Here is a 1,365-nt window from a genome sequence, read left to right as displayed (position 1 = left end):
TGATTCATTTTGAGAATGTACGCGTACCCAAAGAAAACCTTTTGGCACATGAAGGTGACGGTTTCAAGTTGGCGATGGAAGGCCTAGATGGCGGCCGAATCAATATTGCTGCCTGCTCAGTCGGTACTGCGCGCGCGAGCCTGCGACAGAGTATTAGCTATGTTAAGGAGCGCAAGCAATTCAATCAGACGATTGCCGATTTTCAAGCCACCCAGTTCAAACTGTCTGATATGCTGACAGAGCTTGTAGCCTCTCGCCAGATGATCCGCCTAGCCGCATTTAAACTCGACCAAGGTGCAGCCGATAAATCGGTTCATTGCGCGATGGCTAAACGCCTAGCGACTGATCTCGGTTTTAAGATTTGCGATGAAGCCCTACAATTGCACGGTGGTTACGGCTATATCAAGGAATACCCTATCGAACGTTACTTTAGAGATACGCGCGTGCATCGTATTCTCGAAGGTACTAACGAAGTAATGCGCTTAATCATTGCTAGAGCCTTGTTATCTGATGAAAACTTCCAGCTTCTCGGATAAGCTAGTAGGCAAGCTTCGCGCATTCCAATCTTCTGAAAAAGGAAAGAACACCCGCTATGACACAAGAAAATCAGACTATTTCCCCTAGTGACAAAATTATTGTTACTGTCGATGGTCATATTGCTAAAATTACTATCAACAATCCACCTGCAAATACCTGGGACTTGGAAAGCCTTGGCGCGCTTTCAAGCGTCATCGTAAAACTCAATGCAATGAGCGGAATAAGTGCCTTAGTCATACACGGGCAAGGCGAAAAGTTTTTCTCTGCTGGTGCAGACCTTAAGCAGTTTAGTAGCGGCGACAAGATACTTTCAAAAGATGTTGCACACCGTTTTGGCGAAGCATTTGAAGCCCTTGCAAGTTTTAAGGGTGTATCCATCGCGGCTATCAATGGTTACGCGATGGGTGGAGGTCTTGAGTGTGCACTTGCCTGTGATATCCGTATCGTCGAAGAACAGGCTCAGGTTGCACTGCCTGAAGCAGGTGTTGGTCTTTTACCATGCGCTGGTGGCACACAGCGGTTGAGTTGGTTAATTGGCGAAGCGTGGGCAAGTAAAATGATCTTGCTCGGGCAGAGAATGGATGCCGAAACAGCCGTTCAAACCGGATTAGCACTAGAAAGTGTACCGAAAGGCGAGGCCTTATCAAGCGCCATGAACTATGCACAGTCTGCAAGTAAGCAAAGCCCCGATGCTTTGTTTGCCTGTAAAAAGCTTTTAAGTACAGCTCGAGAAAACGCCATATCGCTTTCACTTCAGCATGAGCGCACCGAATTCATTAATCTAATTGGTGGTGACAACCAACTTGAAGGCACTAATTCGTTTCTCGA

2 protein-coding genes are annotated in these 1,365 nt (G+C 46.8%); both read left to right on the top strand.

Features of this window, described 5'->3' with window-relative positions:
* On the top strand, positions 1–536 hold a 536-nt coding region (locus A3766_RS20215), incomplete at its 5' end, for an acyl-CoA dehydrogenase family protein (RefSeq protein ID WP_255375609.1).
* A 56-nt stretch (positions 537–592) separates the two neighbouring features.
* Positions 593–1,365: enoyl-CoA hydratase (locus A3766_RS20210; protein WP_068642865.1), on the top strand; the 773-nt coding region annotated here is incomplete at its 3' end.

This window comes from Oleiphilus sp. HI0132, from assembly GCF_001635845.1.
The sequence above is the reverse complement of the archived record's forward strand: the minus strand, read 5'-3'. Positions and strand labels throughout refer to the sequence as shown.